General features: G+C 39.4%; 13 protein-coding genes. All 13 read left to right on the top strand.

Annotated features, from left to right (window positions below; all coding sequences use genetic code 11):
- The first annotated feature begins 206 nt into the window (after nt 1-206).
- Nucleotides 207-2,258 carry a BglG family transcription antiterminator gene (locus STRPS_RS03130; protein WP_007892051.1) on the top strand — a complete coding sequence of 684 codons (2,052 nt, stop codon included), beginning with the start codon at nt 207-209 and terminating at the stop codon, nt 2,256-2,258.
- A gap of 1 nt (nt 2,259) precedes the next feature.
- The gene (locus STRPS_RS03125; RefSeq protein ID WP_007892065.1) at nt 2,260-2,544 is read left to right on the top strand and encodes a PTS sugar transporter subunit IIB; all 285 of its coding nucleotides are present in this window, start codon (nt 2,260-2,262) and stop codon (nt 2,542-2,544) included.
- Nucleotides 2,545-2,562: 18 nt separating this feature from the next.
- On the top strand, nt 2,563-3,942 hold the full coding sequence (locus STRPS_RS03120) for a PTS ascorbate transporter subunit IIC (protein WP_007892044.1): 1,380 nt from the start codon (nt 2,563-2,565) through the stop codon (nt 3,940-3,942).
- Between the two features lie 11 nt (nt 3,943-3,953).
- A complete protein-coding gene (locus STRPS_RS03115; protein ID WP_007892071.1) occupies nt 3,954-4,673 on the top strand; it encodes a transaldolase in 720 nt (239 codons plus the stop codon).
- 286 nt (nt 4,674-4,959) lie between these two features.
- Nucleotides 4,960-7,155, top strand: a complete 2,196-nt coding sequence (gene pnp / locus STRPS_RS03110) for a polyribonucleotide nucleotidyltransferase (RefSeq protein ID WP_037598991.1) — start codon at nt 4,960-4,962, stop codon at nt 7,153-7,155.
- A gap of 12 nt (nt 7,156-7,167) precedes the next feature.
- Complete coding sequence (locus STRPS_RS03105) at nt 7,168-7,908, top strand: SseB family protein (protein WP_007892052.1); 741 nt, start codon at nt 7,168-7,170, stop codon at nt 7,906-7,908.
- 10 nt (nt 7,909-7,918) lie between these two features.
- Complete coding sequence (gene cysE / locus STRPS_RS03100) at nt 7,919-8,503, top strand: serine O-acetyltransferase (RefSeq protein WP_007892067.1); 585 nt, start codon at nt 7,919-7,921, stop codon at nt 8,501-8,503.
- Nucleotides 8,504-8,529: 26 nt separating this feature from the next.
- Nucleotides 8,530-9,873 carry a cysteine--tRNA ligase gene (gene cysS, locus STRPS_RS03095; RefSeq protein WP_007892043.1) on the top strand — a complete coding sequence of 448 codons (1,344 nt, stop codon included), beginning with the start codon at nt 8,530-8,532 and terminating at the stop codon, nt 9,871-9,873.
- Nucleotides 9,866-10,261, top strand: coding sequence for a Mini-ribonuclease 3 (locus tag STRPS_RS03090; protein ID WP_007892066.1), 396 nt, complete (start codon nt 9,866-9,868; stop codon nt 10,259-10,261). The genes cysS and STRPS_RS03090 overlap by 8 nt, the downstream gene beginning before the upstream one ends.
- A 165-nt stretch (nt 10,262-10,426) precedes the next feature.
- Nucleotides 10,427-10,852: a hypothetical protein gene (locus STRPS_RS03085; RefSeq protein WP_007892069.1), complete on the top strand. Its 426-nt coding sequence runs from the start codon at nt 10,427-10,429 to the stop codon at nt 10,850-10,852.
- A gap of 109 nt (nt 10,853-10,961) precedes the next feature.
- Entirely contained in the window at nt 10,962-11,708 is a 747-nt protein-coding gene (gene rlmB, locus STRPS_RS03080; protein ID WP_007892073.1) for a 23S rRNA (guanosine(2251)-2'-O)-methyltransferase RlmB, read from the top strand.
- An 8-nt stretch (nt 11,709-11,716) separates the two neighbouring features.
- Nucleotides 11,717-12,232 carry an NYN domain-containing protein gene (locus STRPS_RS03075; RefSeq protein WP_007892061.1) on the top strand — a complete coding sequence of 172 codons (516 nt, stop codon included), beginning with the start codon at nt 11,717-11,719 and terminating at the stop codon, nt 12,230-12,232.
- Between the two features lie 207 nt (nt 12,233-12,439).
- Nucleotides 12,440-13,300 carry a DegV family protein gene (locus STRPS_RS03070; protein ID WP_007892056.1) on the top strand — a complete coding sequence of 287 codons (861 nt, stop codon included), beginning with the start codon at nt 12,440-12,442 and terminating at the stop codon, nt 13,298-13,300.
- The last annotated feature ends 23 nt before the right edge of the window (nt 13,301-13,323 follow it).

Raw genomic sequence — 13,323 nt, 5'->3', positions numbered from 1 at the left:
TTTCTTAGCTAAGAGGAGATGATACCTGCTTCTTATCTCTAATTGAGTGGAGAGGATGCGTTGTTTTCTAAGACAATGAGCACTTTTTGGCAAGGTCTTATTAAGATGAGTACAATTGCTAGCAGATTTTCCTTATTGATTTTGGACTCAATCACGCTTGAAATTGAAAGCGCTTTAAAATATAATTCGAATGAGGAGGAGATGGCATGTTATCTCATGAGCTCGTCAGAAAATTTCAAACCTTTTTGAAATACCCCAACCGTAGTCTAGAGGATTTTGAATCTCTTTTAGGCATGCAGAAACGAAATATTCTTATTGATATAGATAAAATTAATGATAGTCTTGTCGCTAAGAAATTTCCCCCAATCACTTTTAAAGAGGGTAAGCTAAGACCTCTAACGATAAGTGAAGATGAACTTTTGCAAGCTTCCTTACCTCATCTGAAGGATTATTATTTTCAAGATGAGCGACCAGATCTCATTATACTTTATGTCCTTTTATCTTCTGATTATGTTTCCATCAGTCATTTGGAGAGTTTTCTTCACATTAGTAGAAATTCAGTTTTAAGTGATTTAAAGGAAGTTCGCGCAAGGCTTCTTTCCTTTCGTGTTGAATTGCTCTATACGCGGCAAAAAGGTTATTTTTTAGCTGGGGAGGCTTTAGCGCTAAGGCGTTTGCTAGAAAGGACGGTTAATCAGATTTTAGCTTTTGCCTCTGGTAAGTGGCTTTTAAGCTATATTTTGAAAGAATTGGCATATGATGATACGAGTCAGAAAATCACAAGTGTTCTTGAAACGTTAGCGGCTCAGTATCGCTTGTCCTTTATTTCGGAAAAAAGCCGTGAATTGTCCTATTTGTTAACATTTTTAAATACAGCTCCCTTCTCGACCTCTGAGAGGGTTCAGCAGACCTATAACGAATTGGGTGATTACTATCCCTTTGCTAGTTTATTAGAGCAATTCTATTACTATTATCCTAATCTAAAGAGGGAAAATACTTTTATCATCACACGGCTCATTGGATGTATTCAAGGGGATCTGCATCACTTTTATCAAGAAGAAGTGTATCTTATTATGGAAGACATTATCAATTCTGTCTTGGTTAATACAGGTTTAACGCTAAAGGATAGTCCAGATTTACGCGAGAATTTATATAGTCATCTTCTACCTGCCTATTATCGTATACGTTATGATGTAGAAATGGTAAATCCTCTAAAAGAACAGATTAAAGAAGATTATACCTCATTATTTTATTTGGTTAAGCGAAGTCTTCTGCCGCTGGAAAGAAGGCTGGAAAAAACAATTAGTGATGATGAAGTTGCTTATTTTACCATTCATTTTGGGAGCAAGTTAGAACGTCCGGCCAAATCAGAAAAAAACCAATTGGTAGCATTGTCGGTTTGTCCTAATGGTGTGAGTTCTTCTTTGATCTTGCAATCCGAATTAAAAGGTTTATTTCCGCAGATCCAATTTATCGAAATTCACCAATTGGGGGACTTAGCTTTTCTTGATGCTTCTACTTACGATTTGATTTTTTCAACGGTAGCTTTTCAAAGTGCAAAGCCTGTTTATATCACGCAACCATTAATGGGTGCTGTTGAAAAGATGTTGTTGAAAAAGACAGTCTGTGAGGAGTTTAATCTTCCCATTTCGAATCCAGTTACAGTTAATGAACTACTAGATATTATTAGTAAACATGCCACAATTACGGATAAAGAAGGTTTGACGCGTGACTTATCACAGTATATTATTGGTAACCATCTGAAAAAAGAATTAGGAGGAAAAGGATTATTGGACTTATTAAAAGAAGAATTTATTCAACAATGCCAAGAGGTAGCGACTTGGCAAGAGGCCATTCGTTTAGCAGCTCAGCCATTGTTAAAAGAAAACATTATTGAAGAAAGATATATTGATGGGATGATTGCTTCGGTTAATGAATTAGGAGCATATATTGTCTTAGCCCCTAAAGTTGCCGTTCCCCATGCTGCTCCTGATAAAGGAGCTAAGGCCTTAGGGATTTCTCTTTTGAAATTAGCGACCCCAGTTAGTTTTGACATTGAGAAAGAAGGAGATAAAGAAAGGGATGTGCAGCTTATTTTTGTCTTGGCTGCGATTGATTCTAGCTCCCATTTAAAAGCTTTGCAAGAATTGTCCTTGATTCTTGATGATGATGAGAATATTGAGGCTATTATTGCTGCTAAAGACAAAAAAGAAATGTTAAATATTATGGCAACTATTATTGATGAAGGAGATTTATAAGATGTTGAAAATTGTAACAGTATGTGGAAATGGTATTGGGTCAAGTCTATTGCTTCGTATGAAAGTGGAAGCTATTGCCAAAGATTTAGGAATTGCTGTTGATGCCGAGTCATGTGACTCTAATGCAGCTGTTGGTAAAGGGGCAGATCTCTTTGTAACGGTAAAAGAGTTTAAGGATATTTTTCCTGAAGGGACAAAAATCTGTATCGTTAAAAGCTACACAAATCGGAAAAAAATTGAAGAAGATTTGGTACCAGTTCTCAAAGAAATGTCTGGTCAAGATTAGGAAAAAGGGGAAAATTTAATGGAAGCAATATTAGCATTTTTTAGGGATATTTTAAAAGAACCTGCTTTTTTAATGGGGCTCATTGCCTGTGTTGGGTTACTGGCCTTAAAAACTCCCTGGCATAAGGTTGTAACAGGAACTATGGGACCTATTCTTGGTTATTTAATGTTAGCAGCTGGTGCTGGCGTTATTGTATCAAATCTAGATCCCTTGTCCCAATTGATTGAACATGGTTTTAACATTACAGGTGTTGTTCCAAACAATGAGGCTGTCACATCGGTGGCTCAAAAAATTCTCGGAGTGGAAACCATGTCTATCTTGGTAGTCGGACTCTTATTGAATTTAGCCTTCGCGCGCTTCACACGTTTCAAATATATTTTTCTGACAGGACATCACAGTTTCTTTATGGCCTGTCTATTGTCAGCTGTCTTGGGGGCAGTAGGCTTCAAAGGAGCTGTACTTATTCTTTTAGGTGGCTTTTTACTTGGAGCTTGGTCTTCAATTTCACCCGCTATTGGCCAAAAATACACCCTCAAGGTTACTGATGGTGATGAAATAGCCATGGGACATTTTGGTAGTCTGGGCTACTACTTATCTGCCTGGGTAGGGAGCAAAGTTGGAAAGGGGAGCCAAGATACCGAAGAACTTGAAATTTCTGAAAAATGGAGCTTTTTACGGAACACAACCATCTCCACAGGTTTAATAATGGTTATTTTCTATTTAATTGCAACATTGGCTTCTGTCCTGAGAGACCCAGCTCTTGCTAACAAATTAGCTGCGGGGCAAAATCCATTCATTTTTGCTATTAAGAGTGGCTTGACCTTCGCAGTAGGAGTTGCCATTGTATATGCTGGTGTACGGATGATTTTAGCAGACTTAATTCCAGCCTTCCAAGGTATCGCTGATAAGCTAATTCCAAATGCTATTCCAGCTGTGGACTGCGCTGTTTTCTTCCCTTATGCACCAACTGCCGTTATCTTAGGTTTTGCATCTAGTTTTGTAGGTGGACTTATTGGTATGTTTATTTTAGGAGCAGTCGGTGGTGTGCTCATTATTCCAGGAATGGTCCCACACTTCTTTTGTGGTGCAACTGCTGGTATTTATGGGAATTCAACTGGTGGCCGTCGAGGAGCCATTGTGGGAGCTTTTGTTAATGGGTTATTCCTAGCATTCTTACCTGCTATGCTATTGCCAGTATTAGGAAAATTAGGCTTCTCAAATACCACATTTGGTGATTTCGATTTTGGTGTCCTAGGTATTCTTCTTGGACGACTCGGCACTTCAATAGGTCAAGTTGGTATTTATATAGTGCTTGCAGTAATGGCATTAGTGTTAATTATGCCAAGCTTTATGTCAAAATCAAGCCAAGCTATTAACAATGTTACTGAAGAAAATTAAGGGAGGTTTTCATGGAAAAACAACTAAAGGTTAAGGTCTTCTCAGACGGTGCTGTTCTAGAAAATATGGTAACAGATTTAAACTCCGGCTTAGTCACAGGTTTTACAACCAATCCAAGTTTAATGAAAAAAGCCGGTATTACTTCTTATATAGGATTCGCTAAAGAAGTTTTAGACAAAATTACAGAATATCCCGTATCATTTGAAGTTTTTGGAGATGATATTGCAACAATGCGACAGGAAGCAGAAAAGATTGCCGAGCTTGGTGACAATGTTTACGTTAAAATTCCTGTGACAACTTCAAAGGGGGAGTCAACAGCTGAGTTAATAAAGGAACTTTCTGAGAAAGGCATTAAGTTAAATGTGACTGCTATTTTTACTGTGGAGCAAACCCGTTTAGTCGTTGACCATTTGACGTCTGGGGTTCCCGCAATTGTTTCTGTTTTTGCCGGCCGCATCGCTGATACAGGTCTGGACCCTGTACCAATTATGAAAGAAGCTTTGACCATTTGTCGTGAGAAAGAAGGAATAGAGTTGCTTTGGGCGAGCCCTCGTGAAACTTTTAATATTTATCAAGCAGATGCACTTGGGGTTGATATTATTACATGTACCAGTGATTTGATTGCTAAATTGCCACTTGCAGGCAAAGATTTAAATCACTATTCGCTTGAAACGGTCCAAATGTTTTTGGAAGACAGTACAAGTTTAGGGTTTAAAATTTTAGAAGACTAGCCTGGAATTATTGATTAGCTGTCTTAAGAAGCTCAGATAGTGAGCTTCTTTTTTTCAGTTTTTGTCAGTGGTAAAGGCAGAGAAACAGTGCTATTTTCAAGAATTTGTGGTAAAATTGTGTAGATACGACCGTTTGATACAAAGAGGAGTTTGACAAGTGGGAGTTGTCAGGTTGCTTTTTGTAGCAAAATCAGGAACGTATCCAAAAGATATTTTGAAAGGAAGAATTCTTGCTTGCCAGAGTAGTCAGTAAATGGCAGAGCGTAAGAATTCTGGTAGACATTTTATGGTTAAACAAACATTTACAAGGACTTTTGCAGGTAAACCACTTGTGGTTGAAGTTGGCCAAGTGGCTAAACAAGCAAATGGTGCAACAGTCGTACGTTACGGCGAATCAACCGTCCTAACAGCAGCAGTGATGTCTAAGAAAATGGCCACAGGTGATTTTTTCCCGCTTCAAGTCAATTACGAAGAAAAAATGTATGCAGCAGGAAAATTCCCAGGTGGCTTTATGAAGCGTGAAGGTCGTCCATCTACGGACGCCACATTAACTGCTCGTCTCATTGATCGTCCGATTCGTCCTATGTTCGCAGAAGGCTTTCGTAACGAGATTCAAGTCATTAACACAGTTCTTTCTTATGATGAAAACGCTAGCGCCCCAATGGTAGCTATGTTTGGCTCATCACTTGCTTTATCAATCTCTGATATCCCCTTTAATGGGCCAATTGCAGGGGTGCAAGTGGGATATATTGACGGTCAATTTGTCATCAACCCTGACAAAGCGCAAATGGAGGCTTCGCTATTAGAATTAACAGTGGCGGGTTCCAAGGAAGCAATCAACATGGTTGAATCTGGTGCCAAAGAATTGTCAGAAGATATCATGTTAGAAGCTCTTCTAAAGGGACACCAAGCTATCCAGGAATTGATTGCTTTCCAAGAAGAAATCGTTGCCGCAGTTGGTAAAGAGAAAGCTGAAGTTGAATTGCTTCAAGTTGATACTGATCTACAAGCTGAAATTGTGACAAAATATAATAGCCAACTGCAAACAGCGGTACAAGTTGAAGAAAAAAAAGCCCGCGAAGCTGCAACAGAAGAAGTCAAAGAAATTGTTAAAGCTGAATATATGGAACGCTTTGCTGAAGATGACAATTTAGCAACTATTATGCGTGACGTAGCAGAAATTCTAGAACAAATGGAACATGCTGAAGTCCGTCGTTTAATTACAGAAGACAAAATTCGTCCTGACGGTCGTCAGATTGATGAAATTCGGCCGCTAGATGCTCAAGTTGACTTCTTGCCAAAAGTTCATGGTTCAGGACTCTTCACACGTGGTCAAACACAAGCCCTTTCGGTCTTAACTTTGGCACCTATGGGAGAAACCCAAATCATTGATGGCTTAGACGAAGAATATAAAAAACGGTTTATGCATCATTATAATTTCCCCCAATATTCGGTCGGAGAAACAGGACGTTATGGAGCTGCTGGTCGTCGCGAGATAGGTCATGGTGCTTTAGGAGAACGGGCTCTAGCTCAGGTTTTACCAAGCTTAGAAGACTTCCCATATGCTATCCGTTTAGTTTCTGAAGTTTTAGAATCAAATGGTTCTTCTTCCCAAGCTTCTATTTGTGCGGGGACTTTGGCTTTAATGGCAGGAGGAGTTCCTATTAAGGCACCTGTAGCAGGTATTGCTATGGGCTTGATTTCAGATGGGAAAAATTACACTGTTTTAACAGATATTCAAGGATTAGAAGATCACTTTGGGGATATGGACTTTAAGGTTGCCGGTACACGAGAAGGTATTACGGCGCTTCAAATGGACATTAAAATCGAAGGTATTACCCCGCAAATTCTTGAAGAAGCGCTAGCTCAAGCTAAAAAGGCTCGTTTTGAAATTCTAGACGTGATTGAAGCAACTATTGCCACACCACGTCCCGAATTGGCACCGACAGCTCCAAAAATTGATACCATTAAAATTGATGTGGACAAAATCAAAGTGGTTATTGGTAAGGGCGGCGAAACTATTGATAAGATTATCGCAGAAACAGGTGTTAAAATTGATATTGATGATGAAGGTATGGTCCAAATTTTCTCTAGTGACCAAGCAGCAATCAACAGAACTAAAGAGATTATTGCGGGCTTAGTTCGCGAAGCTAAGGTTGGGGAAGTCTACCGTGCTAAAGTAGTTCGTATTGAAAAATTTGGTGCTTTTGTTAACCTCTTTGACAAGACAGATGCCTTGGTTCATATCTCAGAAATTGCATGGACACGAACAGCCAACGTTTCGGACGTTCTTGAAATTGGGGAAGAAGTTGATGTCAAGGTTATCAAGGTAGATGAAAAAGGACGTGTTGATGCGTCAATGAAAGCTTTAATTCCACGTCCTCCAAAAGCTGATAAAAAAGAGATAGATACTGCTAAAGATAAGCAAGCAAAAGACCTTGCAGCTTCCTCAAAACAAGCTGAAACAAATGTAGAGAAATAGGATTAATGGGATATGAATGAAATAGATGCACGCTTGCGGGCCTTTATTAATGCCCCGGACAACTTTTTAGATGGTGTGGGATTAGTTAATGCTTTTCATACTCTCCCTGTTTGGGCAGCTAAAGAGCCTTATGCTATTGAAATTGATGGTATTCAGGTAACGCCAGTATTCACTGATAAGGAAGATATGGCTCTCTTTAAAGAGCAACAAAAGAGCGCACAGAGCCACTATTGGCTTGAACGCTCTGCTATCGCTGTTTTGGAAGAAGTCATAAAATCTGGCGTAGCCGGATTAGTCTTCAATTTGAAGAAAAAAGGTGACTTTGGGAATTCAACTATCTTTAAAAGTAGGGATATGATTCAATTCATCAATAATTACACCAGTATCTTGAATGCCGTGATGAGTGATAGTAATCAAGAAGCCGATGTTATGGAAAAAATATATCTAGTCCCAGCTTTTGTTAACATCAAGAGTGAAGATACGTATGATCGCTTCTTTCCAACGATGTCAACACCAGAAGGCAAATCCTATATTCCAGCTTTTACGAACTTAGAAAGTTTTGCCAAGTGGTATAATCAAGAGGATTTTGGCGGAGCTTTTAGGAAAGCTCAAGGCATTATTTTGACATGGAAGATTGCGGATATTTACCAACCTAGAAATGGTGAAAATGAAATTGATGACAGTGTTGGAGTTGCTATTAATCCCTTTGATGATCAACAAATTTTAATGGACTGGACTGATCTTGATATTTAAAGGAGACGGAATGGGCTGGTGGAAAAAAAGTATTGATATTGTGAAAGAGTTAGACCCAGCCGCACGTAGTTCACTAGAAGTTATCTTAACTTATCCGGGATTGAAAGCATTAGCGGCACACCGTCTTTCACATTTCTTATGGACGCATAATTTTAAATTACTGGCTCGGATGCATAGTCAGTTTTGGCGATTTCTAACTCACATTGAAATCCATCCGGGAGCTACAATTGCAGCAGGTGTTTTTATTGACCATGGTGCTGGTTTAGTCATTGGTGAAACCGCGGAGATTGAAGAGGGCGTTATGCTTTATCATGGCGTTACTCTAGGTGGGACAGGTAAAGATTGGGGTAAGCGTCATCCAACCGTCCGCAAAGGAGCTCTGATTTCTGCTCATGCTCAGGTTATTGGTCCTATTGAAATAGGAGCGCGTGCTAAAGTTGGAGCTGCGGCTGTGGTCTTATCTAATGTCCCAGAAGATGTGACAGTAGTTGGAGTCCCGGCTAAAGTAGTTCGTGTCCATGGCCAAAAAGACATGCTTAAAATTCAGTCAATTGAGCATCAACGTGAGGAATCTTATTATTCTTCAAAATTATAAAAAGAAATAAAGCAAAGGAAAGAAGCATGATCAAAATATATGATACAATGACCCGCAGTTTACGTGATTTTGTTCCCTTGAAGGAAAACCAAATCAGTATGTATGTCTGTGGACCAACTGTTTATAATTACATTCACATTGGGAATGCACGATCTGCTGTGGCCTTTGATACCATTCGTCGCTATTTTGAATATAGTGGCTATCATGTTAACTATATTTCTAATTTTACAGATGTAGATGATAAAATTATCAAAGCTGCTGCCGAGGCGGGGATATCCCCGAAGGCTTTAGCTGACAAATTTATTGAAGCCTTTATGGCGGACACAAAAGAATTAGGCATTAAACCTGCAAGTCAACATCCAAGAGTTATGGATTATATGGGAGAAATCATTGCTTTTGTGCAAGCATTGATTCAAAAAGGCTTTGCCTATGAATCGGCTGGTGATGTTTACTTTCGCGTTACCAAATCAGAGAATTATGCTCGGCTTGCCAATAAAACGCTAGCAGATCTCGAGGTGGGAGCTAGTGGGCGAACTGATGCTGAGACGGCTTTAAAAGAAAACCCGCTTGATTTTGCGCTCTGGAAATCGGCTAAGCCGGGGGAAATTTCCTGGGACAGTCCTTGGAGTAAAGGACGTCCAGGCTGGCATATCGAGTGCTCTGTTATGGCGACTGAGATTCTTGGTGACACTATTGATATTCACGGTGGCGGTGCGGATTTAGAATTTCCTCACCATACTAACGAAATTGCCCAGTCAGAGGCTAAGACAGGGCAGACATTTGCTAATTATTGGATGCATAATGGTTTTGTTAAGGTGGATAATGAAAAGATGTCCAAGTCACTTGGCAATTTCGTAACCGTGCATGAGATGTTAGAATCAGTAGATGGTCAGATCCTTCGCTTTTTCTTAGCAACACAACAATATCGGAAGCCTATTAATTTTACTGAAAAAGCTATTCGTGACGCTGAGGTTAATCTTAAGTATTTAAAAAATACTTATTTGCTACCTCTTCAAACGGGATCTGATACTAGTCGTTTGTTTGATTTCAAGAAGTCTTTCAAAGAGGCTATGGATGATGATTTTAATGCTGCTAATGGTATTACAGTGATCTTTGATTTTGCAAAATGGATTAATTCTGGTCATTATGATCAAACCGTTAAAACTGCTTTTGGCGAAATGTTAGAGGTCTTTGGTATTGTGTTTCAAGAAGAAGTTTTGGATAGTGACGTTGAAGCTTTGATTGCGGAGCGCCAAGCAGCACGTGCAGCTCGTGATTTTACTAAGGCTGATAGCATTCGTGATCACCTGGCTTCACAAGGGATAAAACTCTTAGATACAAAAGATGGTGTGAGGTGGACACGTGACTGATATCGATGTCAATCTTATTAATGGTATTGCATTAGCATTTGAGGGGGATGCTGTTTATTCTTATTATATCCGTAAGCACTTGATTTTTACAGGTCAAACCAAACCTAATCAGTTACACCATTTAGCAACGCGTTATGTATCTGCAAAGGCACAGGCAAGTCTCATTCAGAAAATGTTAACAGCTCAACTATTAACTGAAAAGGAAGAGGATATTTATCGGCGTGGGCGCAATACCAATAGCCATACCAAGGCTAAAAATGCTGATGTGGTCACTTATCGTATGTCGACAGGCTTTGAAGCTCTTATGGGCTATTTGGATATGACAGATCAAAAGGAACGTTTGGAAACCTTGATTAGTTGGTGTATTGACGAGGTTGAAAAAAGCTAAGGGAAGAGAGAGTTAATGCCTCTCTTTTTTTGCACGTCCTGAAAGAGAGTAACTATTTAGAAAATTGGGAGAGGTGACCACATTGAAAAAAGACCATCGGGTTTTTTCTTGTAAAATGCTCTTTTTTTATATACAATGGCAGTAATAGGATAATCAGGAGGAAAAATGATGGAAAAAATGAGAGATCTAAAAATTACTTGTTGTCTTGCTCTATTTGTTTTGGGACTTGTTGCATTTCTAACAGCACCACAAGTCTCTGCTGAAGAGCTTGTTAAGCCGGTAAAAATAGAAAAGGCTTCAGAACAAACTAGTGGCCTAACGGTTAATGCTCAACTGCGCACAGATCACCCTATTGTAGATTGTAAACTAGCCATTAGCCCAGAGTTGGCTAAAGGAGGAGAAGCTACTGTTCAGTTGTTGGACAGCCAAGGCAATATTTTAGCAACCATCCCTTATCAGTTACAAGCTGGTTGGCAAAGTATGACAGCTTGGTTTGATATGACAGGCTACAAAGCTGGTGATTACAGCATTAAGGTGATTTATAATGGGCAAAGTGTGCAGACTGACTCAATACACTATCAGCTAAAATAACTTTTTTCTAGATAAAACTCCTGCCGATAGAAGGTAGGAGTTTTGAATTGAGCGAAAAAAGGTTGAGCCTAGCCCTCTCTTTGCCTGCTTTCGTGTTATAATAGGACTTATGAAAGAAAATAATATGATTGAAACAAATGATATGGTATATGGGGTCCATGCAGTAACCGAGAGTTTACGTGCCAATACTGGAAATAAACTTTACATTCAAGAAGATTTACGTGGCAAAAATGTAGATATAATCAAGGATCTAGCAAGAAACAAAAAAGTTTCTATTTCTTGGGCTCCTAAAAAAACCTTATCTGATATGACAGAAGGAGCTGTGCACCAAGGGTTTGTCCTTCGTGTATCTGCCTTTGCTTACAGCGAGTTGGAGACTCTAATTGTAAAAGCAGAAAAGGAAGAAAATCCCTTAATACTGATTTTGGATGGTTTAACAGACCCTCATAATTTCGGTTCTATTTTGAGAACGGCAGATGCTACAAAAGTATCTGGTGTGATTATTCCCAAGCATCGCGCTGTCGGAGTAACACCAGTCGTTGCTAAAACGTCAACAGGTGCGGTAGAACATGTTCCTATCGCTAGGGTTACCAATCTTAGCCAAGCTCTGGACAAACTGAAGGAAGCCGGCTTTTGGATTTTTGGGACTGATATGGATGGAACGCCAGTTCAGAAATGGAACACTTCAGGGAAGCTAGCTCTTATTATTGGAAGCGAAGGAAAAGGCATTTCAACTAATATCAAAAAACAGGTAGATGAAATGATTACGATTCCTATGGGTGGTCATGTGCAGAGCTTAAATGCAGGTGTTGCAGCGGCTGTGCTTATGTATGAAGTTTTCCGCCATAAACTCTAGGACAGTGTATGAAGAAAAAGATACTCTTGGTTGACGGCTATAATATGATTGCATTCTGGGAAGAGACGCGTCAACTTTTTAAAACTAATCAGTTAGATCAGGCCAGAACAGTCCTCTTAAGCAAGCTCAATAACTATGCGCATTTTGAAAAAATTGATATTATCTGTGTCTTTGATGCACAATTTGTACCAGGGGTACGTCAACGTTATGATCAATACATGATTTCTGTCGTTTTTACGGAGGAGGAAGAAACAGCTGACTCCTATATTGAGCGGACGGCAGCAGAGCTTAATACGGTTCTTAACCTTGTTGAAGTAGCCACTAGTGATCTTAATGAACAGTGGACAATTTTTTCAAAAGGAGCTTTACGAGTTCCGGCACGAGAACTGGAGAGACGGGTCAATACCGTCAAATCAAACTTAGACCAGATGTCTACATCCATTGAAATGAAGAGGCCAAAGCTTCGTCCTTTTGAAGAAGGTAATATGCAAGAGCTCAAGAACCTAATGGACGATTTAAAATAAGCAAGTTTCGAAAAATCAGTAGCTCTCTAATATAAAACACCCCAACTGGGGAAAGAGAGAAGAGCTGTTATGATAATGATAACTAGTAAAAAATAGATGCTAAGATTGCTAAAACCTTAAAAAGCTTGCGTCTTAGCTTAGATTCTGCTAGAATAACACAATAATACTTTGACAATCGAATAAAAACATTATCAATAAGGAGCTGCCATGTCATTTTTTTTATTAACAGATTCAACAGCTGATTTGGACCCTCAGTGGGCTGAAGAGCATCAGGTTGAGGTTTTAGGATTAAGCATTGAGTGTGAGGGAAAGAGTTATTCAACAGTAGGACCGGAGGCTTTAAGGAGCTCAGACCTATTAGCTATGATGAAAGCAGGTAGTAAGCCTACGACGAGTCAGATAAACGTGGGTACTTTTGAAAAAGTCTTCCGTGACCATGCTAAAAATCATGAGAACCTTCTTTATATTGCCTTCTCGTCGGTCCTTTCAGGAACCTATCAAAGTGCTCTTATAGCTCGTGAAATGGTCTTGGAAGATTACCCAGATGCGATTATCGAAATTGTTGATACCTTAGCAGCATCGGGTGGTGAAGGTTATTTATCTATTCTTGCAGCGGAAGCCAGAGACAAAGGGCGAAGTCTGCAAGAAACGAAAGCTATGATTGAGGATCTCTTGCCTCGACTTCGGACATACTTTTTAGTGGATGATCTTTATCACCTCATGAGAGGTGGACGTTTGTCGAAAAGCTCTGCTATTATTGGAAGTCTAGCAAGTATCAAGCCAATTCTTTGGATAGATCAAGCAGGAAACTTAGTGCCCATTGCAAAAGTCCGAGGACGTCAAAAGGCTATTAATGAAATCATGAATCAAGTAATCGGAGATATAGGCCATTCAACTGTCATTATTGGTTACTCTGAGGACCTAGAATCTGCTCAGAAATTGCAGGATACATTACTGGAAGATCCTCAAATTAGCGATGTCTTAATTATGCCAATAGGCCCTGTTATTGCAGCTCACGTGGGGCCAAATACATTAGCAGTATTCGCGATTGGTAAAGAGGCTCGCTAAGTTATTGATAAGTTAAAATGAAG

Origin of the sequence: Streptococcus pseudoporcinus LQ 940-04 (assembly GCF_000188035.1) — a bacterium.
Lineage (GTDB): Bacteria > Bacillota > Bacilli > Lactobacillales > Streptococcaceae > Streptococcus > Streptococcus pseudoporcinus.
This window is presented reverse-complemented; position numbering and strand designations above follow the sequence as displayed.

Excerpts from the sequence above, each read along its gene's own strand:
- cysS (WP_007892043.1), top strand. The coding sequence starts at position 8,530 with ATGATCAAAATATATGATACAATGACCCGCAGTTTACGTGATTTTGTT.
- STRPS_RS03085 (WP_007892069.1), top strand. The coding sequence starts at position 10,427 with ATGATGGAAAAAATGAGAGATCTAAAAATTACTTGTTGTCTTGCTCTA.
- STRPS_RS03120 (WP_007892044.1), top strand. The coding sequence starts at position 2,563 with ATGGAAGCAATATTAGCATTTTTTAGGGATATTTTAAAAGAACCTGCT.
- STRPS_RS03125 (WP_007892065.1), top strand. The coding sequence starts at position 2,260 with ATGTTGAAAATTGTAACAGTATGTGGAAATGGTATTGGGTCAAGTCTA.
- STRPS_RS03115 (WP_007892071.1), top strand. The coding sequence starts at position 3,954 with ATGGAAAAACAACTAAAGGTTAAGGTCTTCTCAGACGGTGCTGTTCTA.
- STRPS_RS03130 (WP_007892051.1), top strand. The coding sequence starts at position 207 with ATGTTATCTCATGAGCTCGTCAGAAAATTTCAAACCTTTTTGAAATAC.
- pnp (WP_037598991.1), top strand. The coding sequence starts at position 4,960 with ATGGTTAAACAAACATTTACAAGGACTTTTGCAGGTAAACCACTTGTG.
- STRPS_RS03075 (WP_007892061.1), top strand. The coding sequence starts at position 11,717 with ATGAAGAAAAAGATACTCTTGGTTGACGGCTATAATATGATTGCATTC.
- rlmB (WP_007892073.1), top strand. The coding sequence starts at position 10,962 with ATGAAAGAAAATAATATGATTGAAACAAATGATATGGTATATGGGGTC.
- STRPS_RS03105 (WP_007892052.1), top strand. The coding sequence starts at position 7,168 with ATGAATGAAATAGATGCACGCTTGCGGGCCTTTATTAATGCCCCGGAC.
- STRPS_RS03070 (WP_007892056.1), top strand. The coding sequence starts at position 12,440 with ATGTCATTTTTTTTATTAACAGATTCAACAGCTGATTTGGACCCTCAG.
- cysE (WP_007892067.1), top strand. The coding sequence starts at position 7,919 with ATGGGCTGGTGGAAAAAAAGTATTGATATTGTGAAAGAGTTAGACCCA.